Origin of the sequence: Anoxybacillus andreesenii (assembly GCF_030813005.1) — a bacterium.
Classification (GTDB): domain Bacteria; phylum Bacillota; class Bacilli; order Bacillales; family Cytobacillaceae; genus Robertmurraya; species Robertmurraya andreesenii.
In genome coordinates, this window is the sequence record NZ_JAUSTU010000019.1 from 19,525 (window position 1) to 41,355 (window position 21,831).

22 protein-coding genes, 1 tRNA gene and 1 pseudogene are annotated in these 21,831 nt (G+C 43.7%); 23 read left to right on the plus strand and 1 reads right to left on the minus strand.

Translation table 11 applies throughout. The annotated features are described in order from the left end of the window. Positions 1–202 precede the first annotated feature (202 nt). The 15 genes and pseudogenes from J2S07_RS16625 to J2S07_RS16695 all read left to right on the plus strand — a co-directional run bounded on the left by J2S07_RS16625 (position 203) and on the right by J2S07_RS16695 (position 13,067). Positions 203–1,384, plus strand: a complete 1,182-nt coding sequence (locus tag J2S07_RS16625; RefSeq protein WP_307151531.1) for an ATP phosphoribosyltransferase regulatory subunit — start codon at positions 203–205, stop codon at positions 1,382–1,384. Further along, a complete protein-coding gene (gene hisG / locus J2S07_RS16630) occupies positions 1,384–2,034 on the plus strand; it encodes an ATP phosphoribosyltransferase (protein WP_307151532.1) in 651 nt (216 codons plus the stop codon). The genes J2S07_RS16625 and hisG overlap by 1 nt, the downstream gene beginning before the upstream one ends. A 12-nt stretch (positions 2,035–2,046) precedes the next feature. Next, complete coding sequence (hisD, locus tag J2S07_RS16635) at positions 2,047–3,312, plus strand: histidinol dehydrogenase (protein WP_307151533.1); 1,266 nt, start codon at positions 2,047–2,049, stop codon at positions 3,310–3,312. A 95-nt stretch (positions 3,313–3,407) separates the two neighbouring features. Next, positions 3,408–3,995 (plus strand): imidazoleglycerol-phosphate dehydratase HisB, encoded by a 588-nt coding sequence (gene hisB, locus J2S07_RS16640; protein WP_307151534.1) that lies wholly within the window; start codon positions 3,408–3,410, stop codon positions 3,993–3,995. Continuing rightward, on the plus strand, positions 3,996–4,643 hold the full coding sequence (gene hisH / locus J2S07_RS16645) for an imidazole glycerol phosphate synthase subunit HisH (RefSeq protein WP_307151535.1): 648 nt from the start codon (positions 3,996–3,998) through the stop codon (positions 4,641–4,643). Beyond that, positions 4,615–5,346 carry a 1-(5-phosphoribosyl)-5-[(5-phosphoribosylamino)methylideneamino]imidazole-4-carboxamide isomerase gene (gene hisA / locus J2S07_RS16650; RefSeq protein ID WP_307151536.1) on the plus strand — a complete coding sequence of 244 codons (732 nt, stop codon included), beginning with the start codon at positions 4,615–4,617 and terminating at the stop codon, positions 5,344–5,346. Before hisH ends, hisA begins: the two co-directional genes overlap by 29 nt. Before the next feature lies 1 nt (position 5,347). Continuing rightward, a complete protein-coding gene (hisF, locus tag J2S07_RS16655) occupies positions 5,348–6,106 on the plus strand; it encodes an imidazole glycerol phosphate synthase subunit HisF (RefSeq protein ID WP_307151537.1) in 759 nt (252 codons plus the stop codon). Continuing rightward, the gene (gene hisIE / locus J2S07_RS16660) at positions 6,103–6,747 is read left to right on the plus strand and encodes a bifunctional phosphoribosyl-AMP cyclohydrolase/phosphoribosyl-ATP diphosphatase HisIE (protein ID WP_307151538.1); all 645 of its coding nucleotides are present in this window, start codon (positions 6,103–6,105) and stop codon (positions 6,745–6,747) included. The genes hisF and hisIE overlap by 4 nt, the downstream gene beginning before the upstream one ends. Positions 6,748–6,915: 168 nt before the next feature. Continuing rightward, positions 6,916–7,914, plus strand: a pseudogene (locus J2S07_RS16665) (tetratricopeptide repeat protein); the annotation flags it as partial. 176 nt (positions 7,915–8,090) lie between these two features. Continuing rightward, complete coding sequence (trxB, locus tag J2S07_RS16670) at positions 8,091–9,041, plus strand: thioredoxin-disulfide reductase (RefSeq protein WP_307151539.1); 951 nt, start codon at positions 8,091–8,093, stop codon at positions 9,039–9,041. A 384-nt stretch (positions 9,042–9,425) separates the two neighbouring features. Beyond that, positions 9,426–9,884, plus strand: a complete 459-nt coding sequence (locus tag J2S07_RS16675; protein WP_307151540.1) for an NUDIX hydrolase — start codon at positions 9,426–9,428, stop codon at positions 9,882–9,884. 58 nt (positions 9,885–9,942) lie between these two features. After that, positions 9,943–10,836: an RNase adapter RapZ gene (gene rapZ, locus J2S07_RS16680; protein ID WP_307151541.1), complete on the plus strand. Its 894-nt coding sequence runs from the start codon at positions 9,943–9,945 to the stop codon at positions 10,834–10,836. After that, positions 10,833–11,816, plus strand: a complete 984-nt coding sequence (gene mgfK, locus J2S07_RS16685; RefSeq protein WP_307151542.1) for a gluconeogenesis morphogenetic factor MgfK — start codon at positions 10,833–10,835, stop codon at positions 11,814–11,816. Before rapZ ends, mgfK begins: the two co-directional genes overlap by 4 nt. 19 nt (positions 11,817–11,835) lie before the next feature. Next, a complete protein-coding gene (gene whiA / locus J2S07_RS16690) occupies positions 11,836–12,780 on the plus strand; it encodes a DNA-binding protein WhiA (RefSeq protein ID WP_307151543.1) in 945 nt (314 codons plus the stop codon). 32 nt (positions 12,781–12,812) lie between these two features. Continuing rightward, complete coding sequence (locus tag J2S07_RS16695; protein ID WP_307151544.1) at positions 12,813–13,067, plus strand: HPr family phosphocarrier protein; 255 nt, start codon at positions 12,813–12,815, stop codon at positions 13,065–13,067. Between the two features lie 57 nt (positions 13,068–13,124). Here the strand turns inward: J2S07_RS16695 and clpP are convergent, their stop codons facing one another. Continuing rightward, entirely contained in the window at positions 13,125–13,727 is a 603-nt protein-coding gene (clpP, locus tag J2S07_RS16700) for an ATP-dependent Clp endopeptidase proteolytic subunit ClpP (RefSeq protein ID WP_307151545.1), read from the minus strand. A gap of 284 nt (positions 13,728–14,011) precedes the next feature. Here clpP and J2S07_RS16705 point away from each other — a divergent pair. From J2S07_RS16705 to gpmI, 8 genes are all read left to right on the plus strand, one after another. Continuing rightward, a tRNA-Arg gene (locus tag J2S07_RS16705) sits at positions 14,012–14,083 on the plus strand. 122 nt (positions 14,084–14,205) lie between these two features. After that, positions 14,206–15,531 (plus strand): RNA polymerase factor sigma-54, encoded by a 1,326-nt coding sequence (gene rpoN, locus J2S07_RS16710; RefSeq protein ID WP_307151546.1) that lies wholly within the window; start codon positions 14,206–14,208, stop codon positions 15,529–15,531. Positions 15,532–15,564: 33 nt separating this feature from the next. Next, complete coding sequence (locus J2S07_RS16715) at positions 15,565–15,825, plus strand: glutaredoxin family protein (RefSeq protein ID WP_307151547.1); 261 nt, start codon at positions 15,565–15,567, stop codon at positions 15,823–15,825. 117 nt (positions 15,826–15,942) lie between these two features. Then, the gene (locus J2S07_RS16720; protein ID WP_307151548.1) at positions 15,943–16,959 is read left to right on the plus strand and encodes a sugar-binding transcriptional regulator; all 1,017 of its coding nucleotides are present in this window, start codon (positions 15,943–15,945) and stop codon (positions 16,957–16,959) included. A 76-nt stretch (positions 16,960–17,035) separates the two neighbouring features. Continuing rightward, positions 17,036–18,043, plus strand: a complete 1,008-nt coding sequence (gene gap / locus J2S07_RS16725) for a type I glyceraldehyde-3-phosphate dehydrogenase (RefSeq protein WP_307151549.1) — start codon at positions 17,036–17,038, stop codon at positions 18,041–18,043. A 177-nt stretch (positions 18,044–18,220) separates the two neighbouring features. Further along, the gene (locus J2S07_RS16730) at positions 18,221–19,405 is read left to right on the plus strand and encodes a phosphoglycerate kinase (protein WP_307151550.1); all 1,185 of its coding nucleotides are present in this window, start codon (positions 18,221–18,223) and stop codon (positions 19,403–19,405) included. Positions 19,406–19,447: 42 nt separating this feature from the next. Then, positions 19,448–20,209 (plus strand): triose-phosphate isomerase, encoded by a 762-nt coding sequence (gene tpiA / locus J2S07_RS16735; RefSeq protein WP_307151551.1) that lies wholly within the window; start codon positions 19,448–19,450, stop codon positions 20,207–20,209. Continuing rightward, positions 20,202–21,743, plus strand: coding sequence for a 2,3-bisphosphoglycerate-independent phosphoglycerate mutase (gpmI, locus tag J2S07_RS16740; protein ID WP_307151552.1), 1,542 nt, complete (start codon positions 20,202–20,204; stop codon positions 21,741–21,743). Before tpiA ends, gpmI begins: the two co-directional genes overlap by 8 nt. Positions 21,744–21,831 lie beyond the last annotated feature (88 nt).

Genomic DNA, 21,831 nt, shown 5'->3' on the forward strand with positions numbered 1-21,831 from the left:
TGAATATACAAAATCAATATTTTTTGATAAAGGCTTTGTTAATGTACAGTGTTGATTTTAGCCTTATACGTGTACGTGAACGGGTTTTATTCGGTACGAATAACTTAGCGAACGTGCACGTATAAGGCGTACGTAGATCACAACAAAATATAACAGTGCCTTGATAAAAGCCTCGCTGATAAGAGTTAAAGGTGGGAGAACGATGAGTCGGTTGTTTATGTTTGAGAAGCCCTTGGGGATGAGAGATACGCTACCTGAGCTATACGAAACAAAGAATCAGGTCCGAAGTGCCATAGGGGATGAAATGAGGCGATGGGGTTATCAATTTATGGAAACTCCTGCTCTAGAATACTATGAAACCGTAGGAACGGCTTCAGCTATATTGGATCAACAGCTTTTTAAATTGCTCGACAGCCAGGGACATACGCTCGTCCTTCGTCCAGATATGACGGCTCCGATTGCCCGGGTCGCCGCTTCAAAGCTGTTAAAGGAAGACCAGCCCTTAAGGCTCGCTTATTCGGCAAGTGTTTTTCGAGCGCAGCAACGTGAGGGCGGCAGACCAGCCGAATTTGAGCAAATTGGAATTGAATCGATTGGGGATGACACCATCAGTGCGGATGGCGAAATTATTGCCCTCTTGGTTTCTTCCTTAAGAGAAGCAGGGCTCGACCGTTTTCAAATATCGGTTGGGCATATCGGATTCGTTCAAGAACTGTTTCAGCAAATATTGGGGACAGAGGAACGAGCCCATTCATTGACGAGATTTTTATATGAAAAAAATTATGTTGGCTACCGTGAGCACGTCAAGAGCTTAAATTTATCCTCTATTGATCGCCAGCGGCTACTTGATTTTTTAAAGCTTCGGGGTGGTGTTGAGGTAATCGATTGGGCCCTTGCTTTAATCGAGAATGAAAAGGGGAAAGCAGCGATCCAGGAGCTAAAGCAGCTTTGGGAGATTGTCGTTGACTACGGTGAAGTGGAGAAGCTGAGATTCGATTTGACGCTCGTCAGTCATATGAGCTACTACACGGGGATTCTTTTTGAAGTGTATGCCGACCAAGTTGGGTTTCCGATTGGAAGCGGAGGAAGGTATAATCTTCTCCTTGAGAAATTCGGGAAATCCTCAGGTGCAACAGGCTTTGCGCTTCGTCTAGACCGGCTCCTAGAAGCATTGGGTGAGCTGAAAAAGGAGGAGCTGGCACATTGCATATTGTTCAGTGAGGAGCGACGGCAGGAGGCCTTTCAGCTTGCGAAGGACAAAAGGAGAGCCGGAGTGAAAACGATCGTGCAGGATATCAATGGCGTGAAAAATATCGATCGATTCACAGGACAATTTGGTGAGGTCACCTTTTTAGTAGGCAGTGCAGGAAGGGGGTCGTACTGATGGAGGATTTGATCACGATTGCGATGCCGAAGGGGCGGATTTTTGAAGAGGCGGCAGAGCTTTTGCGTGAAGCGGGCTTTCGCCTCCCGCCTGAATTTGAAGATTCCAGGAAGCTGATTATTGATGTCGAGGAGGAGCGGTTTCGCTTTATTTTGGCTAAGCCGATGGATGTTCCTACCTATGTAGAGCACGGGGTCGCCGATTTGGGTATTTCCGGCAAGGACGTTCTCTTAGAGGAAGAGCGAGATGTGTACGAATTGCTAGATTTGAAGATTAGTGATTGCTATCTTGCGGTGGCTGGCCTTCCGCGTACAAAAATGAACGATGTCGCCCCAAAGGTGGCAACGAAATATCCCAATTTAGCGGCTCGCTTTTTTAGAGAGCAGGGGGAACAGGTCGAAATTATTAAGCTGAATGGTTCGATTGAGCTAGCGCCCTTAATTGGCCTATCCGACCGCATCGTCGATATTGTTTCCACAGGAAGAACATTGCTAGAAAACGGATTGATTGAATATGAACGAATTGTCGATATCACATCGCGTCTTATCGTCAATCCAGTCAGTTATCGGATGAAGGATGCACGAATTCATGAGCTTGTAGAAAAGTTGACGGATGTAATCGAAAATAAGTTGGCTTTAGACCGATTGTGAGGATGAGAAAAGATGAAGATACAGAGAATTTCTGATGCTCTCTCGATTAAAAGAACGGTGGATGGTGGCACGAATGAGCAGCTTTTAGCGGTGAAAGCGATTGTTGAAAATGTCAAGCTGGATGGAGATGCGGCAGTCAAGAGATATACAGAGCGGTTTGATGGAGTGGTTCTGGATTCTTTGCTCGTGACGCTTGATGAAATTGATGAAGCCTATGCGGATATGGAGGATGAGATGCTGGCGATCATCCAGGAGGCCGCTAGCAATATTCGATCCTATCATGAACAGCAGCTTCGTCCTTCCTGGATGACAACCGCGGAAAACGGGACGATTCTTGGGCAGAAGGTAACGCCTCTTGACTCTGTTGGGGTGTATGTTCCTGGGGGAACAGCAGCCTACCCGTCATCCGTGCTGATGAATGTCATTCCAGCACAAGTAGCAGGGGTGGAACGAATTGTCATGGTTTCCCCGCCTGGTAAAAATGGGAAAGTTCCTGCGGCCGTCCTTGTGGCGGCTGACATGGCAGGGGTGAAGGAGATCTATAAGGTTGGCGGAGCTCAGGCCATTGCCGCCCTTGCCTATGGAACGGAAACGATTAAGCCGGTTGATAAAATAACGGGGCCGGGGAATATTTATGTCGCTCTAGCTAAACGTGAGGTTTACGGGGATGTAGACATTGATATGATTGCAGGGCCAAGTGAGATTGCGATATTAGCAGATTCCACGGCAAGAGCGAATGAGGTGGCGGCTGATCTACTCTCTCAAGCGGAGCATGATGAAAGAGCCTGCAGTGTGCTTGTGACAACATGTGAGGAACTGGCGCAAAAGGTGTTAGTTGAAGTGGAACGACAGCTGGTTGAGCTGCCACGCAGGGATATTGCCGCCAAAGCAATCGAAAATTTCGGTGCCATTTATATTGCCGCCGATTTGAATGAGGCCGTAGAGACCATCAATCAAATCGCACCAGAGCATTTGGAAATTATCACGGAAAACCCAATGGAGCTGTTAGGAAGAATTCGACATGCAGGGGCTATTTTTATCGGGCGCTACAGCTCAGAGCCAGTCGGCGACTATTTTGCCGGTACCAACCATGTGCTACCAACAAATGGCACGGCTCGCTTCTCAAGTCCACTCAGCGTAGAGGATTTTCAGAAAAAATCGAGTGTCATTGTTTATAGTGAAACAGCTTTGAAGGAAAACGGCCAAAAAATCGCCGCCTTCGCACGTCTAGAAGGCCTCGAAGCCCACGCCCGCGCCATCGAAGCCCGCTTTAAATAAGATCGGTACCTGGTACCGCCCGTGGACAAATGGGTGAAAATGTCCGTGTGGAGTGGACAGTAAATATATTTCCTTATTGTGGGAGGATGAAGAAGATGAATAGGACCTCAAGGATTGCAAGGAAAACGAATGAAACGAATATTGAGTTAGCGCTGAATATTGATGGAGAGGGGAAGGCGACGCTTGAAACAGGTGTCCCCTTTATGACCCATATGCTCGATCTATTTGCCAAGCATGGACAGTTTGACTTAAACATTACTGCAAATGGGGACACGGAGATAGATGCTCATCATACGACAGAGGATATCGGCATCTGTCTGGGACAGGTGTTAAAGGAAGCGTTAGGGGACAAAAAAGGCATCAAGCGCTATGGAAATGCCTTCGTCCCAATGGATGAAGCACTGGCGCAGGTGGTCGTGGATTTAAGCAATCGTCCCCATCTTGAAATTCGGGCCGAGTTTCCGAGTCAGAAGGTTGGCGATTTCGACACCGAGCTTGTTCATGAATTTCTCTGGAAGCTTGCTTTAGAAGCCAGGATGAATTTGCACATCATCGTCCATTATGGAAAAAATACGCATCACATCATTGAGGCGATTTTTAAAGCGTTAGGTCGTGCACTTGATGAAGCAACAACGATTGATCCACGAATCAAAGGAATCCCTTCGACGAAGGGGATGTTATAGATGATTGGCATTATTGATTACGGGATGGGAAATTTATTCAGTGTCAGTAAAGCACTTGAAAGATTGGGAGCGGAGTATTTTATCTCTGAAAAAATAGATGAGCTTTTCCAAGCAGACGCCCTTATTTTACCAGGGGTTGGCTCCTTCAAGGATGCGATGGTACGTCTCAATCAGACGGGCCTGGCAGGGATGATAAGAGAGTTTGTGCAAACAGAGAAACCATTACTCGGCATTTGCCTCGGGATGCAGCTCTTATTTGAGAAAAGTGAGGAAAATGGGCAAACAAAAGGGTTGGGGCTTCTACCTGGGAAAGTGATCCGTTTTCCTAGAGATGGGCTTAAAGTACCGCATATGGGATGGAACAGACTCCGATTTGCCAATCGAGATGAAATCCTATCAAAAATCAAGGAAGAACATGTTTACTTCGTCCATTCCTATTATGTGAAGACGGAATCAAGCGATGCTGTGATTGCAAGTAGCCGATATGGGGTTGACGTACCCGCCATTGTTGGACAAAACCAGATATACGGAATGCAATTTCATCCGGAAAAAAGTGGAGAGCTTGGCATGCAGCTTCTCTTCAATTTTATAAAGCTCACAAACGAAAGGAGGCGATCACGTGACATTTACCATTTATCCTGCCATTGATATGCGGGGTGGGCAGTGCGTTAGGCTTCTTCAAGGAAATTATGATAAAGAGACCGTATACGGGGATTCCCCTTTTCACATGGCGCAAAAATTTACTGATGAAGGGGCGGTATGGATCCATATGGTTGATTTAGACGGGGCTAAGGACGGGAAACGTGTGAATGATTCCTTTGTTCTGGAGGCAGCGCAGAAATTGGACGTGAAGGTCCAAATCGGTGGAGGAATCCGAACGGAAGCGGATATTTATCATTACTTAGAAAATGGTGTGGACCGCGTCATTATCGGTAGCATCGCCATTACGAATCCAGGCTTTGCAAGCGAAATGATCAAAAAATATGGAAAGCAAATCGCCATTGGCATCGATGCGAAAAACGGCTTTGTGGCCACACATGGCTGGCTGAACACGTCCGAAATCAAAGCCATCGAACTCGGAAAACGCTTCGCTGTTGCGGGTGCAGAAACGTTTATTTTTACCGATATCGCAACGGATGGAATGCTGTCAGGGCCGAATCTTGATGCGATTGCGGAAATGGCGTTAGTAACCGGGAAAGAAGTGATCGCTTCTGGAGGAGTAAGCGAGCTCGCTGATTTGGCCGCATTAAAGAAGCTCGAATCCAGTGGCGTTCGCGGGGCAATTGTAGGAAAGGCCATCTACGAGAAAAGATTTACGGTTCGGGAAGCTTTGTTAGAGGTGGGGAAGTAGAATGTTAACAAAACGTATTATCCCTTGTCTAGATGTAAAGGATGGTCGGGTTGTCAAAGGAGTTCAGTTTGTTGAGCTGCGTGATGCGGGAGACCCGGTCGAACTTGCTCGTTTTTATGATCAGCAAGGAGCAGATGAGCTTGTATTTCTTGATATCTCCGCTTCTGTGGAGGGGAGAAAAACCATGGTGGAGGTCGTCAAGGCGGTGGCCTCAGAGCTTGCCATTCCCTTTACCGTTGGTGGGGGAATTAACTCCCTGGAGGATATGAAACGGATTCTGCGCGCAGGGGCTGATAAGGTTTCGTTGAATACCGCAGCGGTTAACAAGCCTGAGTTAATTGCGGAAGGGTCTAGTTTTTTTGGTGCCCAGTGTATGGTGGTCGCCATCGACGCTAAGTATGATGAGGAGCTTGGATCATGGAGGGTCTATACCCACGGGGGAAAAACAGCCACGCAATATGAAGTGATTGATTGGGCGAAGGAAGCGGTCCGACTAGGAGCCGGAGAGATTTTATTAACAAGCATGGATCGGGATGGGGAGAAGAATGGCTTTGACCTAGCTCTAACAAAAGCAGTCAGTGAAGCGGTGTCCGTTCCAGTGATCGCATCAGGTGGAGCTGGAAATGCTGAGCATTTTGTCGAGGCGTTTTTAGAAGGAAAGGCAGATGCAGCTCTTGCTGCCTCTATTTTTCACTATAAAGAAACATCCGTTGCTGAAGTGAAGGCCTATTTGAAGAACAAAGGTGTGAATGTCCGATGAATATCGATGATTTGAAATTTGATGAGAAGGGTTTGATACCTACGATTGTGCAGGATGCGGGCACTTTTGAGGTACTGACCCTTGCCTATATGAACAAGGAGTCGCTAGAAAAATCTCTTGAAACAGGAGAAACCTGGTTTTTTAGCCGGTCTCGTCAGGAGCTTTGGCATAAAGGCGAAACAAGCGGGAACACGCAAAGAATTACAGACATCAAGTTCGACTGTGACAAGGATGCCCTTGTTGTTCTCGTGGTTCCTTCTGGGCCCGCCTGCCATCTTGGGACCAAGAGCTGTTTCGATGAACGGTTATATGATGATGCTCGTGAAACTTCAACTTTAGCTGAGTATCAAATTTTGCATTCGCTTCAACGGGTGATTAAAGAGCGTGAGAAAGAGCGGCCACAAGGGGCCTACACGACCTACTTATTCGAAAAAGGTGTCGATAAAATCTTGAAAAAGGTCGGCGAAGAGGCCTCTGAAGTCATCATTGCGGCAAAAAATCGTGATACCGAGGAACTCAAATGGGAGGCAGCGGATCTTTTGTATCATCTGCTCGTGCTGCTTGAGGAGCAAAAGCTACCATTCTCTGATGTACTTAAAGTATTAAACAAGCGTCACCAATCCCATGACACAAAAAAATAGTACCTGAACCATTCAGGTGCTTTTTATTTGCAGTAAGTGTCCACCCTGGATGGACAAATTTGCAGAAATGTCCACCGGCGGTACCTGGTACCGGCTAATAGGTACCTATTAATCAAGGGGGATTTGTGGTATACTTCTTGGGTATATCTTGAGATGATGGAGGATTTCATGAGTAAAGACTCTAAAGCAACAAAGAATCGAACAGGGATGTTATTATCATTTACCCCGACTGGTGAGTATTATTTTACAAAGGGTTTAAAGGCTTACCAGCGTCGGGATTATCATAAAGCAATGAAGTATTTGAAGCGTGCGATGCAGCTCGAGCCAGGCGAACCGATGATTGCCTGTCAGCTGGCTATCGTTTTGTCTGAAAATGGACAGTATAAGGAAGCGAATCACCTGCTTCACACCATTCTCGAGGAATGGGATGAGGATATGGTGGAATGCCATTATTTCCTCGCTAACAATTATGCACATCTTGGATTGTTTAAGGATGCGTATCATCATGCGGAGCTCTATATGCAGCTTGAAACGGATGGAGAGTTTATCGAGGATGCGGAGGATCTTCTTGATTTGTTAACCCTTGAGGCGGAGGATTTAGAAGTTGATCTGTATGAGGACGATGATCTAATTTCGCGCCAGGAGGAAGCAAGAGAGCTTCTAGAATCTGGTGATTTTCCAGATGCAGTCGAGCTTCTTGAGGGGGTCATTAAGGATTTTCCAGAGTATTGGTCGGCCTACAATAATTTAGCATTAGCTTACTATTATTTAGGTGAGTATGCGAAAGCGGACGAACTCCTGGATGAGGTTCTCGAAAAAAATCCAGGCAATCTTCATGCCCTTTGCAATAAGGTGATTTTCGCCTTTTACGAAAAGGACTGGAAGACAGTCAAGACTCTAAAGGAAGTCCTTTTAAAGATTATGCCTTTATCTGTCGAGCATCAATTTAAGCTCGGCACAACCTTTGCTCTATTGGGAGAATATGAGATGGCCTATTCCTGGCTTAAAAAGCTTTACAAACAAGGCTTTGAAGGAGATGGAGCATTTTATTATTGGCTCGCCTCCTCTGCTTACCATACCGGCAGACAGCAAACGGCAGAAAAAAGCTGGCAAAGGGTCATTCAATTAAATCCGGAAAAAGAAGGGCAGGAGCCTTGGAAGGAAAAATAGGTTTGTCTCTTCTGCGACTGTAGCCAACAAACCCAATCCTAAAAATGGCTAGAAATGTACCCAAATATTATTATTGTGAGCAAATACTTGGACTATATGACTATTGTTTTATAGGATATGAGTAGTTGGGGAATAGTATTCATTAGTATTTGATGAGGAAGGAGTGGGGTAACATGTCTGAAGAAAAAATTTATGATGTCATCATCGTTGGAGCTGGTCCTGCGGGGATGACAGCTGCGGTATATACATCCCGTGCCAATCTTTCTACACTGATGATTGAACGGGGAATTCCTGGTGGCCAAATGGCCAACACAGAGGAAGTAGAGAACTATCCAGGATATGATCATATTCTAGGACCTGACCTATCAACGAAAATGTTTGAGCATGCGAAAAAGTTCGGTGCCGAATACGCATATGGCGACATTAAAGAGGTCATCGATGGAGAAGAATACAAAACCGTTATCGCTGGTTCGAAGGAATACAAGGCTCGTGCGGTGATTATCGCGGCGGGAGCTGAATATAAAAAGATCGGTGTCCCAGGTGAAAAAGAACTAGGTGGACGCGGTGTTTCCTACTGTGCAGTCTGTGACGGGGCGTTCTTTAAAGGTAAAGAGCTCGTTGTTGTCGGCGGAGGAGACAGTGCTGTTGAAGAAGGAGTTTATTTAACACGCTTTGCTTCTAAGGTGACCATTGTACATCGTCGTGATGAGCTTCGGGCCCAGAAAATCCTTCAACAACGTGCCTTCGATAATGAAAAAATTGATTTCATCTGGAATCATACGGTGAAGGAAATTAACGACAAGGACGGAAAGGTTGGAAGTGTGACTCTAGTGTCGACAGTGAACGGAGAAGAGCAGGAGTTCAAAACAGACGGTGTCTTCATTTATATCGGAATGCTTCCACTTTCAAAACCATTTGAAAACCTTGGAATTACGAACGAAAATGGCTATATTGAAACAAATGAACGAATGGAAACAAAGGTGCCGGGCATTTTTGCAGCTGGAGACATTCGCGAGAAAATGCTTCGCCAAATTGTAACGGCTACCGGAGACGGAAGCATTGCAGCCCAAAGTGCGCAGCATTACGTGGAAGAATTACAGGAAACTTTAAAAGCAAAAGCTTAAGAAGAGTCGTACTCTAAGGTACGGCTTTCCTTTTTGGTGTCAAATAATTTACCATTAGCGGAAAAGCTTAACAAAAAGTCATTGCGTTTTAACTCTTCTGTAACAGAAGTGAAATAAAAATCCGTTATGATAAGAGTAGAAATTGACCCCCTTTTAAAATATATAGACTTGGACGGCACAGGGAGACCTGTGCTCTTTTTTTGTAAAGCAACATAAAGGTTATTTCAAAACGGCGATCGTATGAAACTATCCTTGATAAAAGAGCCTTCGTTAAAAATAACCAGGTAACCCTATTCATTGTGACCCCCTCCCAAAAATAGTATAATTAATTGGATATAGTCGTTTTTAAATAATGTCTAGTTTGTTGACATTGAGGTGAATTGTGTGCAACGGGTAACGAATTGCTTATTAATGAAGGATAACAAGGTTTTGCTATTGCAAAAACCAAAGCGAGGCTGGTGGGTAGCACCTGGCGGAAAAATGGAGCCAGGGGAATCGGTTCGGGATTCGTGTATTCGTGAATACCGAGAGGAAACAGGGATTTATTTAAGAAATCCCAATCTGAAGGGTGTATTCACCTTTATTATGAAGGACGGAGACAAAGTGTTGTCCGAATGGATGATGTTTACCTTTTTTGCTACCGAGGCAGATGGCATCAACCTTGATGAATCAGACGAAGGAAAAATTGCTTGGCATTCGATTGAAGAGATAAAGAATCTCCCCATGGCAGAAGGAGATTATCATATTCTAGATTACATGGTTCAAGGAAAAGGGATTATTTACGGAACCTTTACCTATACGGAAGACTTTAAGCTTCTTCAGTACCGTTTAGACCCGAGCTAATGTGGGCTCAACTTATATAAAAAGGGGCTCCTGAAATGAGAGCAAGGAGGAATCAATAATGAGCACTGGAGCTGTAGACGATATACAAATGGTCATCATAACAGGTATGTCAGGTGCGGGGAAGACAGTGGCCATCCAAAGCTTTGAAGACTTAGGGTTTTTCTGTGTGGATAACTTACCTCCTACCCTCTTGCCAAAGTTTCTCGAACTGATGAAGGATTCAGGGAATAAAATGAATAAAGTTGCCCTAGTGATGGATTTAAGAGGGCGGGAGTTTTTTGATCATCTCTTCAAAGCGCTCGATGACTTAGCGGAAACTTCATGGGTGACCCCGCAAATCCTATTCTTAGATGCAGATGATTCAACATTGGTTAGAAGATACAAGGAAACGCGTCGTTCCCATCCTCTAGCTAAGTCTGGCTTGCCGCTTGAAGGCATTCAGTTAGAACGGGAACTTTTGGAAGAACTAAAGGGAAGAGCACAAATTATTTATAATACCTCAAAGCTAAAGCCAAAAGAACTGCGAGAGAGAATCATCACGGAGTTTTCAGTGAACAAGAAATCTACTTTTACGGTGAATGTCATGTCCTTTGGCTTTAAACACGGTCTGCCGATTGATGCTGATTTAGTGTTTGATGTTCGCTTTCTTCCGAATCCCTATTATATCGAACATATGAGACCCCAGACAGGATTGGATGAGGATGTCTATAATTATGTATTAAAATGGAACGAGACGAACAAGTTCCTGGAAAAAGTAATTGAACTGTTAAGCTTTATGCTTCCTCATTATAAACGAGAGGGCAAATCACAGCTCGTTATTGCGATCGGATGTACGGGTGGCCAGCACAGGTCTGTCGCGCTAACAGAGTACATTGGGAACTATTTTGCAAAGGATTATCACACCAATATCACCCATCGCGATATTGAAAGGAGAAAGGAAAAATCATCATGACCAAAAGCGGACAGCCAAAAATAGTTATAATCGGAGGTGGTACAGGTCTGCCAGTTTTGTTGAGGGGATTAAAAAAATACCCTCTTGATATCACAGCTGTCGTGACTGTCGCCGATGATGGAGGAAGCTCTGGACGTTTAAGGGATGAAATGGACATTCCTCCTCCAGGAGATATTCGCAACGTGTTAGCAGCCCTATCTGATGTCGAACCCTTAATTGAAGAAATGTTTCAGCATCGTTTTAAGACAGCAAGTGAGCTTTCCGGACATTCCTTAGGCAACCTGATCCTTGCAGCAATGACCTCGATTACTGGGAACTTTATGCATGCCATTCAGGAAATGAGCAAGGTTCTGAATGTAAATGGAAAAGTATTACCAGCAGCCAGTGAAAGCGTTGTGCTCCATGCGGAGATGGAGGATGGCACTATCGTGTCCGGGGAGTCAAAAATCCCTTATTCAGGAAAAAAGATTAAGAGAGTATTTTTAACTCCTGAAATTGCGAATCCTTTACCTGAAACGATTCATGCCATCCGGCAAGCAGATTTGATTATTATTGGACCAGGGAGCCTATACACGAGCATATTACCAAATCTGCTTGTGCCGAAATTGGGCCAGGAGATTTGTCGTGCACAGGCAAAAAAGGTGTATGTATGCAATCTCATGACCCAGGCGGGAGAGACGCTAGACTTCACTGCGAGCGACCATGTGAAGGCTCTATACGCCCATTTAAAATGTGCCTTTATCGATACCATTTTGGTGAACAGCGAGAATATTCCAGAGGATATTCTAAGCCGTTATAGTGAGGAATTGGCGAGGCCTGTTCACTTTGACCTAAACCAATTGTATGAACTTGGTTTAGAGGTGGTACAAGGAGAAATTATGCATTTGGAAAATGGGGTCATTCGCCATGATACAAAAGAGGTAGCCCATATCCTCTACACTTTGTTAAGGAATGAAACCAATAAGAGATATAATGCGTAATATGAGGGAGGTGTAGGAAATGTCATTCGCTTCAGAAACAAAGAAGGAATTAACAAACCTAGAGGTCAAAGATTGCTGCGGCAAAGCTGAATTATCTGCTCTGATACGAATGAATGGATCCTTATCCTTTTCCAATCGTAAGCTTGTTGTTGACATACAAACGGAAAACGCTGCCATTGCGAGAAGAATTTATACCTTGATTAAGAAATATTACGACGTTCAGGTCGAATTACTCGTTCGAAAGAAAATGCGGCTCAAAAAGAACAATGTATATATTGTCAGATTATCTCAAAGAGCAAAGGAAATTCTTGAGGATCTCAAAATTCTCCAAGAGGGCTTTGTCTTTGCTCACGATATCTCCAAGGATTTAGTCGAAAAAAAATGCTGTAAACGTGCCTATCTTCGTGGCTCCTTTCTGGCTGGGGGCTCCGTTAATAACCCTGAAACGTCTTCCTATCACTTAGAAGTAGCTTCTCTTTACAAGGAGCATAATGATGCTCTTTGTGAACTGATGAATACGTTCGGGCTAAACAGCAAGACGTTGGAAAGAAAGAAAGGGTATATTACCTATCTGAAAGAGGCAGAAAAGATTACCGAATACTTAAATATTATTGGGGCTCATAATGCTCTTTTACGATTTGAGGATATTCGGATCGTTCGCGATATGAGAAATTCGGTGAATCGTCTTGTGAACTGTGAGACAGCAAATTTAAATAAGACGATTGGCGCAGCGATTAGACAGGTTGAAAATATTCGCTACATAAAGGATTCGGTAGGGTTGGATATTTTACCTGAAAAATTAAGGGAAATTGCAGAGCTGCGTGTGGCCTATCAGGATGTCACATTAAAGGAATTGGGCGAAATGGTTTCAGGCGGGCAAATTAGCAAATCGGGGATTAACCATCGTCTTCGCAAAATAGATGAAATTGCCGAAAAGCTAAGGGCAGGAGAACCCGTGAAATAGTTAAATTGTAGAGAATCTTGGGAGGAAGAAGAATGGTTGAAAAACAAGTAGAAGTGAAGCTAAGAACAGGATTACAGGCGCGGCCAGCGGCTTTATTTGTCCAGGAAGCGACCCGCTTTTCCTCGGATGTGTATATCGTAAAGGATGGGAAGAAGGTCAATGCCAAAAGCATCATGGGCCTGATGAGTCTTGCCATCAATTCAGGTGCTGAAATCAAGCTGATTGCTGAGGGCAGTGATGAACAGGAAGCGCTGGAGGCCCTGTCGGCATATGTAGAGAAAGAATAGAGCCGTATATCAAGCAAAAAACTCGCTAAAAACAGTTTAGCGAGTTTTTTAAATGGTTTATTTTTCTTTTTTCTCTGCTGGATTGCGGGTAATGATATGGTCAACTAAGCCATATTCCTTTGCTCTTTCAGCAGTCATAAAGTTATCGCGGTCCGTATCCTTAGCAATGACCTCAAGTGGTTGGCCAGTACGTTCAGATAAGATGCCATTCAATTTTTCACGCAGGAAGAGAATGCGCTTTGCAGCAATTTCAATTTCAGTTGCTTGACCTTGAGCACCACCTAGCGGCTGGTGAATCATGACCTCAGCGTTTGGAAGAGCATAACGCTTCCCTTTTTCACCGGCAGCAAGAAGGAATGCTCCCATGGAAGCGGCCATTCCGATACAAATGGTCGATACATCTGGCTTAATGTACTGCATCGTGTCATAAATCGCCATTCCAGCTGTAATACTGCCACCAGGGCTGTTAATATAAAGCGTGATATCCTTTTCTGGGTTCTCCGCCTCTAGGAATAATAGCTGGGCAACAATGGAGTTGGCCACGTTATCGTCAATAGCACTTCCGAGCATAATCACTCGATCCTTAAGAAGTCGAGAGTAAATGTCATAAGCACGCTCACCGCGATTCGTCTGTTCAATAACTGTAGGGATCAAATTCATTTTTATTCCTCCTTATCAAATAAGTAAGTACTGCTGTTTTGAAACAAATTCCTTCGGTTATGTAAGTTATGATACACTGATAGTCAAAAAAGGTCAAACAATTCGATTTCAACATCGAGAACTTTTTACATTGCTTTTAAGCCCTTCTTCATCATATCCATTATCCACTGATTTTAACACTATAATCATCCTTCAACCTTTATTTTTCCTCCTTGCAAACTTTTGGAACATGACTTATAATGGATAAGCGTGTTACGTGCTCGTAACATAGCGATCATAATTTTGCCCTCGTGGTGCAACGGATAGCACGCAAGATTCCGGTTCTTGAAATTCGGGTTCGAGTCCTGACGAGGGCGTTAGAAAGTCTTCTATCTTTTCGGTAGAAGGCTTTTTCGATCTCCTTAATAATTAAAGCCAGAATATTTTCATTCACCAAACCGTCCCCATATTGTAGAATATCAATAAGGGGTGAGAAAAGATGAATCTAAATGCTGGGTTATGGCAGCAGCAAACCTTAAAATTAACGATGACACAGGAGCTTTCACAGGCCATTGCACTTTTGCAGTATTCGACCCAAGAGCTTATTTCTTTTTTGGAAGAAAAAGCAATAGAGAATCCCCTATTGAAAATTGAAACAAGCAATGTTCAAGCAGCCGATTCACGAAAAAATCGTTCCAAGGGAAAAAATATCGGGAAGGATAATCATAACTGGATTGAACAAATTGGATCCGAACATATAAATCTAGAAGACTATTTATACTCGCAAATCAATACAAAGAATCTTTCTAAAGAAGAAAGAGCAATGATTGATGAGATTATTTTTCGTATTGATGAAAACGGTTACCTTTGCTCAAGTGTGGAAGAGCTTCAACTGACCTTAAACACCTCGAAGGAGAATGTGGAGAAGGGATTATCGCTAATTCAAGAACTTGAGCCTGCTGGCATCGGGGCACGCAATCTTCAGGAATGCTTGATTTTGCAGCTAAAGAGGATGGAGAGTCCGGATGAATTAGCTGAAAGGATTCTTACCGAGCATTTCACCCTTTTTGCTGAAAAAAAGTGGAAAGAGCTCGGGAAGCTTCTCGAGGTTACACCAGCAGAGATCCAGCACGTATTTGATTTCATTCAAACCTTAAATCCAAGGCCGGCCGCAGCATTTCATAAAGACCAGCCTGTTTATATTACACCTGATGTGATGATAGAATGGAATGGGGAGGCCTTTGGCATTCGTATTTTTGACGAGGTGCTCCCAAAAATTAGCTTTAATGAGGAATATTATCAGCAGTTTTCCGCTTACACAGACAGCCAGGTTAGCCGCTTTCTACTGGAAAAACAACAGGATTACTTCTGGCTTACAAAAGCACTCCAGCAGAGGAAGGAAACCTTAAAAAATGTTACACTAAAAATTGTTGAGAAGCAGCATGACTTTTTTATAAAGGGACCAGCCTTTCTTAAACCGATGACGATGAGAGAAATTTCGGAGGAAATAGGAATACATGAATCTACAGTAAGTAGGGCAGTTAGGGAGAAGTACGCTCAAACCCCTTTTGGCCTATATGAATTGAAATCTTTCTTTTCCAGTACGATTCAAACGACAACAAGTGAAAATGCCTCCTCCAAACAGGTAAAGGAACTGATTTCACAGTTGATTTCAGAGGAAGATAAGCAAAAGCCGCTTTCGGATCAGGAAATTGTGAATATACTTGAAAAAAATCAAGGGATTGTGGTTTCAAGAAGAACGATTGCTAAGTATCGGGATCAGCTAGGGATTCAATCCTCCTCTAAACGCAAGCGTTATGAGTAGCAATCGCAAAACTGAAAAATGAGGAGAATAAACGTGAACATCACCGTTAAGCTATATACAAAAAATCGCTGCCATCTATGTGACAAGGCGAAAGATATTTTAATGAAGCTAAAAAATAAACGGGAATTCAATTATTCAGAGATCGATATTGAAGAAAGCGATCAATTAATTGAGAAATACGGGTTAATGATTCCTGTTGTTGAAATCAATGGAGAAGAAATCCAATATGGACAAATTGATGAACTTTTTATTGACGAAGCGCTTTCCAAGATCGAGGCAAGTCTTTTAAGTTGAATTCGTTCATCACTCCTGCTACAATAAAATTGTGCAAGGGTGATTTTTTTTGGCTTTAGTGGGACATAATATGTCCACAAGGGACATAATTAGACCACTACAAAAAAGGAGCAGATCATGAAAGACTCTTTGATTGACATTCAAAAGAAATTATTACCTGAGCTACTTCCAATTATGCAAAGGCGCTTTGATATTCTTCAATACATAGGGTTAATGGAGCCAGTTGGAAGAAGAAGCTTATCATCTAGCTTAGGGATTACGGAAAGAATCCTGCGGGGTGAGGTATCTTTGCTAAAAGAGCAAAAACTCATTCAGGTTGCTAGTGTTGGGATGAGCTTAACTGCCGATGGTCGTAATGTATTGGAGGGTCTGAGAGAAATAATTCGAGAGATCTCAGGCTTGAACTCATTGGAGACCGAAGTCCGAAAAAAGCTCGGTTTAGAAAAAGTCATTATTGTTTCAGGAAATAGTGATGAATCACCGTGGGTGAAGAGTGAATTAGGAAGAGCCTGTGCAGGTTGTATGAAAGATGTACTTGAAGGAGAAAATATTATTGCTGTTACTGGCGGTACAACGATGGCTGCTGTGGCAGAAATGCTGACCCCAGAATTAAGCAAGAATATTCTCTTTGTACCTGCAAGAGGTGGTATCGGTGAAGATGTCCAAAATCAAGCGAATACGATTTGCGCCAAAATGGCAGAAAAAACTCATTCCAAGCATCGCGTTCTCTATGTACCTGATCAGGTAAGTAGTGAGATGTATCAAACAATTAGTAAGGAACCCGCCATTCATGAGGTGCTGACCATGATCAAATCTGCGAACATTGTTCTACATGGAATTGGGGATGCACTTAAGATGGCTGAACGCCGCAAGACAAGTTCCGAGGATGTAGCAAAGCTGCGTGAAAAGCATGCGGTCAGTGAAGCATTCGGCTACTATTTTAATGAAGATGGGTTAATCGTCCATAAAGTGCAAACAATAGGGTTGCAGCTGGATGATTTAGCGAATGTGGAGCATGTCATCGCTGTAGCTGGAGGTGCATCAAAGGCAATGGCTATCCGTTCTTATATGAAACAAGCCAAGACGAATACGGTCTTAATCACCGATGAAGGAGCGGCAAAGCAATTATTGTAGATATGTAAATTTCAACTCAGAAGTTTACTAAAAGGCTGTAAACAAGCCAATCCATATATACAAGGAGGAAATAAAGATGGCAGTAAAAGTTGGAATTAATGGTTTTGGAAGAATTGGACGTATTGTATTTCGTGCAGCATTAAAAAACCCAAATATCGAGGTTGTAGCAGTTAACGATTTAACTGATGCGAACATGCTTGCACATCTTTTAAAATATGATTCCGTACATGGAATTCTTGATGAAGATGTAACAGTTGAAGGCGATTCAATCGTTGTTGGCGGTAAAAAGGTAAAGGTTATCGCTGAACGTGATCCAGCACAGCTTGGCTGGGGAGACCTTGGTGTTGAGGTAGTGGTGGAATCAACAGGTCGCTTCACAAAGCGTGCCGATGCAGCGAAGCACTTAGAAGCAGGTGCCAAAAAAGTGGTCATCTCTGCTCCAGCTTCTGATGAAGATATTACAATCGTAATGGGTGTTAACAATGACAAATACGATCCAGCGAACCACCATGTGATTTCAAATGCATCTTGTACGACAAACTGTCTTGCACCATTTGCAAAGGTTTTAAATGACAAGTTCGGCATTAAGCGTGGAATGATGACTACTGTTCACTCTTATACGAATGATCAGCAAATTCTTGATTTACCACATAAGGATTATCGTCGTGCACGTGCCGCTGCAGAAAGCATGATTCCAACAACAACTGGTGCAGCAAAAGCCGTTGCTCTTGTATTGCCTGAACTAAAAGGTAAATTAAACGGTGGTGCGATCCGCGTACCAACACCAAACGTATCACTCGTTGACCTTGTAGCAGAATTAAACAAAGAGGTTACCGTTGAAGAAATCAACTCTGCTTTGAAGGCAGCTTCTGAAGGTGAATTGAAAGGAATTCTTGGATACAGCGAGCTTCCACTCGTATCTCGCGACTATAACGGAAATCCAAATTCTTCAACAATTGATGCCCTATCCACAATGGTCATGGAAGGAAATCTAGTAAAAGTGATTTCTTGGTATGACAACGAAAGTGGCTACTCACATCGCGTGGTTGACCTAGTTGACTTCATCGCCCAAAAGGGTCTCTAAAATTTTAGTTGGATATTGGCTTCCATACGACTATAATGGTAAGGGGAAATTTGTATTCCATGCATAAATTTACCACTATATGCGTAATGCTAAAAGGTATTCATGATAATGAAAAAAGGGGAGTGGGGAAGATTCCCCCTCCTTTTTTCAGGTAGGCCTATTTTAGGAGGTAATGGTATGAACAAGAAGAGTGTGAAAGATGTTGAATTAAAGGGAAAAGTTGTGTTTTGCAGAGTGGATTTCAACGTTCCGATGAAGGATGGACAAATCACAGACGAAACAAGGATTCGTGCGGCAATTCCAACCATTCAATATTTAGTTGATCATGGAGCAAAGGTTCTTCTCGCTAGCCATTTAGGTCGCCCGAAAGGACAGGTTGTGGAGGAAATGCGTCTAACTCCTGTAGCGAAGAGACTTTCTGAGCTGCTTGGGAAGGATGTAAAAAAGGTTGATGAAGCCTATGGGGAAGCTGTGAAGGCAGAGGTTGCCAAGTTGAATGAGGGTGACGTGTTACTTCTTGAAAATGTCCGCTTCTATCCGGGAGAAGAGAAAAACGATCCAGAGCTAGCAAAGGCTTTTGCGGAGCTTGCTGATCTCTATGTTAATGATGCGTTTGGTGCGGCTCACCGTGCGCATGCTTCAACCGAAGGAATCGCTCACCATCTTCCAGCTGTTTCGGGTTTACTAATGGAAAAGGAACTCGATGTTCTTGGCAAAGCTCTTTCCAATCCAGAGCGTCCTTTTACAGCCATTATCGGTGGGGCGAAGGTCAAGGACAAAATCGGGGTCATCGACAACCTTTTAGAAAAAGTGGACAATCTTATTATTGGTGGAGGCCTTGCCTATACATTTGTGAAAGCACAGGGTCATGAAATTGGGCAATCGCTTCTAGAAGAAGATAAGATTGATTTAGCGAAGGAATTCATGAAAAAAGCGGAAGAAAAAGGCGTGAAATTCTATATGCCAGTCGATGCTGTCATTGCCGATGAATTTTCTGAGGACGCTAATACAAAGGTCGTTCCAATTGAAGAAATTCCAGCTGATTGGCAGGCTTTAGATATTGGGCCCAAGACAGCCGAGATTTACAGCCAGGTTATTCAAGATTCCAAGCTTGTGATTTGGAATGGACCAATGGGCGTATTTGAAATGAATAAATTTGCTGGCGGCACACGTGCCGTGGCAGAAGCGTTAGCGGAAGCAAATGATACATATTCCGTCATTGGTGGTGGAGATTCCGCTGCAGCAGTTGAAAAATTCCACCTTGCTGACCGCATGAGCCATATTTCTACGGGTGGTGGTGCTTCCCTAGAGTTTATGGAAGGAAAAGCACTTCCGGGCGTCGTCGCTCTTAACGACAAATAAGATTGGTACCAGGTACCTTTTAGACACGAAAGGATGATTTTTTTGCGTAAACCTATTATTGCAGGTAACTGGAAAATGCATAAAACACTTTCTGAAGCAAAGAGTTTTTTGGAAGAGGTAAAAAATGCTGTCCCTTCGAAGGAGCAAGTGGAATCTGTTGTCTGTTCACCAGCTTTGTTTCTGGAAAGCCTAGTGGAATTAGCGAAAACCTCTGATGTTGAGATCGGGGCACAAAACATGCATTTTGAGGAAAACGGAGCATTTACAGGGGAAGTAAGCCCAGTTGCTTTAGCCGATCTAGGCGTAAAATACGTGATCCTCGGACATTCTGAGCGTCGTGAAATGTTTAATGAAACCGATGAAGCGGTGAATAAAAAAACGCTTGCGGCTTTTAAACACAACCTCATTCCGATTGTTTGCTGTGGAGAAACACTAGAGCAACGTGAAAGCGGACAGACGAACGAGCTTGTTGAGAATCAAGTGAAAAAGGCATTAGCTGGCTTAACTGATGAGCAAGCGAAACTAACGGTTATCGCCTATGAACCAATTTGGGCAATCGGAACCGGAAAGTCTTCCACTGCTGAGGATGCCAATGAGGTTTGTGCTCATATTCGCAGCGTGGTTGCGAAGGAATTTTCTCAGGAAGTAGCAGATGCGATTCGCATTCAGTATGGAGGTAGTGTAAAGCCAGGCAATATTAAGGAATATATGGCACAGCCGGATATTGACGGGGCGCTTGTTGGTGGAGCTAGTCTTGAGGCAGCGTCATTCCTGCAATTATTGGAGGCGGGTAAAAATGAGTAAATCACCCGTTGCCCTCATTATTCTAGATGGATTCGGCTGCCGGGACGAAGTTAAGGGAAACGCAGTTGCGCAAGCGAAGAAGCCAAATTTTGACCGCTTCTGGAAGCAATTCCCACATTCCCATCTAACGGCTTCTGGAGAAGCAGTGGGTCTTCCTGAAGGACAAATGGGAAACTCAGAGGTTGGCCATTTAAATATTGGCGCTGGTCGCATTGTGTACCAAAGCTTAACCCGTGTTAACATGGCGATTCGTGAAGGCGAGTTCGTCGAAAATGAAACCTTCGTTCACGCAATAGAACATGTTAAACAGCATGGAACCAGTCTTCACCTTTTTGGTCTTTTATCAGACGGGGGCGTTCACAGTCACATCAACCACCTATTTGCATTGCTCAAGCTTGCAGCCGATAAAGGGGTTGAAAAGGTCTACATCCATGCCTTCCTAGATGGACGTGATGTGGGTCCACAAACAGCGCCTACCTATATTAAGGAAACGCTTGAAAAAATGAAGGAATACGGTGTAGGTGAGTTCGCAACCATTTCGGGTCGCTATTACTCGATGGATCGTGACAAACGATGGGACCGCGTTGAAAAATCATATCGTGCAATGGTTTACGGTGAAGGTCCAACCTATACGGATCCATTAGAATTAATCGAGGATTCCTATAAAAATGGCATCTACGATGAATTCGTTCTCCCTTCTGTCATTACGAAAGAGAATGGAGACCCTGTTGCGACAATCAAGGATCAGGATGCGGTTATATTCTATAATTTCCGACCTGACCGAGCAATTCAAATCTCGAATACTTTCACCAATAAGGATTTTCGTTCCTTTGACCGCGGACCAGGACATCCCGAGCATCTATTCTTTGTTTGTTTGACTCATTTTAGTGAAACGGTTGATGGATATGTTGCTTTTAAACCAACAAACTTGGATAATACACTTGGTGAGGTTCTATCCCAAAATGGCTTAAAACAGCTGCGCATCGCTGAAACAGAAAAGTATCCGCATGTCACCTTCTTTATGAGTGGTGGACGAGAGGCAGAGTTTCCAGGTGAGAAGCGCATCCTCATTAACTCGCCAAAGGTCGCTACCTATGATTTGAAGCCGGAAATGAGTGCGTATGAAGTCAAGGATGCCCTTATTAAAGAGATTCAAGCAGATAGTGTCGATGCAATCATCCTGAATTTTGCCAATCCCGATATGGTTGGCCATTCGGGTAAGCTCGAGCCAACGATCAAGGCGGTTGAAACGGTGGATGAATGCCTAGGTGAAATTGTCGATTTAATTTTACAAAAGGGTGGAGCAGCGATAATTACGGCTGACCACGGAAATGCCGACGAGGTCATCACCCTTGAAGGAAATCCGATGACGGCTCATACGACAAATCCTGTTCCCGTTATTGTTACAAAAGAAGGCGTCCAGCTTCGTAAGGATGGCATTCTTGGTGACCTTGCGCCAACGATGCTCGATCTATTGAACCTGGAAAAGCCAGCGGAAATGACGGGTAGCAGTTTAATTCAAAGGCAGGGTTAATGTTCAGTGTTGATATTAGCCATATGTGCATGGCGTAAACGGGTTTTGCTTGGAACGAGCAACGTAGTGAACCCATGAACATATGGCG

Bases quoted from the DNA above. Each gene is read 5' to 3' on its own strand.
- J2S07_RS16625 (WP_307151531.1), top strand. From the start codon at position 203: ATGAGTCGGTTGTTTATGTTTGAGAAGCCCTTGGGGATGAGAGATACG.
- hisG (WP_307151532.1), top strand. From the start codon at position 1,384: ATGGAGGATTTGATCACGATTGCGATGCCGAAGGGGCGGATTTTTGAA.
- hisD (WP_307151533.1), top strand. From the start codon at position 2,047: ATGAAGATACAGAGAATTTCTGATGCTCTCTCGATTAAAAGAACGGTG.
- hisB (WP_307151534.1), top strand. From the start codon at position 3,408: ATGAATAGGACCTCAAGGATTGCAAGGAAAACGAATGAAACGAATATT.
- hisH (WP_307151535.1), top strand. From the start codon at position 3,996: ATGATTGGCATTATTGATTACGGGATGGGAAATTTATTCAGTGTCAGT.
- hisF (WP_307151537.1), top strand. From the start codon at position 5,348: ATGTTAACAAAACGTATTATCCCTTGTCTAGATGTAAAGGATGGTCGG.
- hisIE (WP_307151538.1), top strand. From the start codon at position 6,103: ATGAATATCGATGATTTGAAATTTGATGAGAAGGGTTTGATACCTACG.
- trxB (WP_307151539.1), top strand. From the start codon at position 8,091: ATGTCTGAAGAAAAAATTTATGATGTCATCATCGTTGGAGCTGGTCCT.
- rapZ (WP_307151541.1), top strand. From the start codon at position 9,943: ATGAGCACTGGAGCTGTAGACGATATACAAATGGTCATCATAACAGGT.
- mgfK (WP_307151542.1), top strand. From the start codon at position 10,833: ATGACCAAAAGCGGACAGCCAAAAATAGTTATAATCGGAGGTGGTACA.
- whiA (WP_307151543.1), top strand. From the start codon at position 11,836: ATGTCATTCGCTTCAGAAACAAAGAAGGAATTAACAAACCTAGAGGTC.
- J2S07_RS16695 (WP_307151544.1), top strand. From the start codon at position 12,813: ATGGTTGAAAAACAAGTAGAAGTGAAGCTAAGAACAGGATTACAGGCG.
- clpP (WP_307151545.1), bottom strand. From the start codon at position 13,727: ATGAATTTGATCCCTACAGTTATTGAACAGACGAATCGCGGTGAGCGT.
- rpoN (WP_307151546.1), top strand. From the start codon at position 14,206: ATGAATCTAAATGCTGGGTTATGGCAGCAGCAAACCTTAAAATTAACG.
- J2S07_RS16720 (WP_307151548.1), top strand. From the start codon at position 15,943: ATGAAAGACTCTTTGATTGACATTCAAAAGAAATTATTACCTGAGCTA.
- gap (WP_307151549.1), top strand. From the start codon at position 17,036: ATGGCAGTAAAAGTTGGAATTAATGGTTTTGGAAGAATTGGACGTATT.
- J2S07_RS16730 (WP_307151550.1), top strand. From the start codon at position 18,221: ATGAACAAGAAGAGTGTGAAAGATGTTGAATTAAAGGGAAAAGTTGTG.
- gpmI (WP_307151552.1), top strand. From the start codon at position 20,202: ATGAGTAAATCACCCGTTGCCCTCATTATTCTAGATGGATTCGGCTGC.